This is a genomic window from Marinitoga sp. 1154 (assembly GCF_013363285.1).
GTDB lineage: Bacteria > Thermotogota > Thermotogae > Petrotogales > Petrotogaceae > Marinitoga.
Genome location: NZ_LBFB01000050.1, coordinates 1 through 2,336, shown reverse-complemented (window position 1 = coordinate 2,336; position 2,336 = coordinate 1). Strand labels below are relative to the sequence as shown.

The window sequence follows — 2,336 nt, the reverse complement described above, 5'->3', positions numbered from 1 at the left end:
TGTTGTTGTTATTAATCCTGAAACTTCAATTCCTGCAATTGTTAATTTTGTTGTGTTTGTTATATTGTATTTTTCAATATTTCCTCCTGAGATTATTAGTTCTTCAATTCCATCTGCTGTTATTGTTTCTATTTTTGCGTTTGTTATTGTTATATCTGAATTGATGTTTGCGTTTGTTATTCTTACTCCTTCTACTTCGTTTGTGTTTCCTTCTTGTGCTGCATATGTTTCTATTGACCCTGTTCCATATATCCTTCCATTTTTTGATTCTATTGTATTTATATCTGCATTTATTTCTCCGTATATTCCTTCTATTGATAAGTTTAGCAATGTTGATTTTACTATTATTCCTGTTAATTCACTTGGTTCTGTCCTGTCATATAATGATTTAACTGATATTGTTCCTGAGTTGTGTGTGACGTTATCAAAGGATAGTGTCCTTCCATCACTTATTTTTATTTCTATATCTCCTTCAATGGTTATATTGTTGAGTGATATATCTGATGTTACTATGTATGGTGAATGATCACTATCTATTGTTGTGTTTTCTACTAGATAATCTTTTAAGTTTGTATAACTTAATATGTCTCCTATATCTGGCTTTTCTTCTGATCCTGCATCTGTTATTAACGCTGTTTTTATTCCGTCTATTGTGTAATTCCCTGATATCGTTTCACTTATTGATTCTTCTGTGTATAATGCATAGAAGTTATTGTTTAATGCTATGTTGTTTGGTGCTGTGTTTAATAAGTTGTATTCTCTGTTCATCATTATTACGTTATCTGCTATTGTTAATTCTACATTGTCATTCATTAATTGGTTGATCTTTATTCCTCCTAAATTTAATGCTATGTAGTTTTTTGTGAAGTTTGATATCATTCCATTGTTTACAACTACTGCATATCCATTGTTGCCGTAGAATGTGTTGTTGTTTATTTCTGGCATTGCAAATTGTTGATTGATTATTATTGCATCGTTGTTGTTATCTTTGAATGTGTTTCCATATACTTTTGTTGTTTTGTCATTCCTAATGTCAAGTGCCGAATTCCCTTTGAATATATTGTTGAATATTTCTATTTCTTTTATTCTGTATATTGTGAATTGTGATTTTTCAAATGTGTTTCCTTCTATTATTACATTATATGCATTATTGTTGTTATCTCCATATTCCCAACTGTTTCCTAAACTCAAATTACCTGTAATATCGTTGTTTGTTATTTCTAATCTTCCTCCATAATTGTTTGAATCTCTAAATAATGATAAACTTGAAATTTCATTATCCTGAATTATAATGTTTGAATTATTACTGCTGTAATTTATCGTAACTCCATCTATTACATTGTTTTTTAATTCTAAATATCCATTTTGATATATTCCATATGAGAAATAACTATTAATTTTCGAATTTTCTATTGTTAAATTCCCATCAATACGCTCTACATAAATACTGTTAATTTCTGAATCCTTTATTGTATTTTCATTATACAAATATCCATTAATATTTATATTTTCAATTTTTGAATTATTTATGCTAAATAATCCGCTTCCATTAATTCTTCCAATATTAGAATTATCTAATTTTAAAATTCCATTTATTTGAAGAGAATAATAGCCTATTGTACTATCTACTGTCAATTTATACGCTGTTAATTCTAAATTATAATCTATATATATACCATTTGATGAGTTTTGTATTGATACATTGTTTATTTCTATCTTTGACCCTGATAATATCAATGCTGTTTTTGTGTTTTTTATTATTACATTATCCAATTTTATTGATTCTTCTGTTACATTGTGTAATACTATCCCTTCCCACATGTCTTTCATGTCTACTCCTGTGGAAGTCTCTATGATTACTGGCTCTATTTCTGAACCATTTGATATAAATGAACCTGATATGTCTATTTTCTTATCTTTCCCTATTTGCAAATGGGCATTTTGTTCTAATTCTAAAGTTCCTCCAGCAACTACATTTATATTCCCCCCTACTTTTATTCCTTCTCCACCTTTAATTATCAGCATACCTCTAACAATAATAGACTTATCTTCAGCAATTTTTAATGTTACTCCTGGTTCTACTGTTAATTTCCCTATTATTATTAAGTCATCTGTTATTTCATATTCTTCTTCTGAACTTTTTATTACTGAATTTAATATTATTTTTCCTGATATTTCATGTCCTAATACTACATCTTCATCTGTTGGTTCTTCTGCTAAACTATTTGTTGTGTCTATTGTTCCTTCTGTTTTTGCTTCCCCTTCTGCAAAGTAGTTGTATTGTGCGTTTATTTCTCTTGTTACTTCTGATTTGATGTCTGTTGTGTTCCCTTTAA

Annotated in this window: 1 protein-coding gene; it reads right to left on the bottom strand. The window is 28.4% G+C overall.

Going from position 1 to position 2,336, the window contains the following annotated elements; all coding sequences use genetic code 11:
* Positions 1–2,336: right-handed parallel beta-helix repeat-containing protein (locus tag XO12_RS10960; protein WP_175420327.1), on the bottom strand; the 2,336-nt coding region annotated here is incomplete at both ends.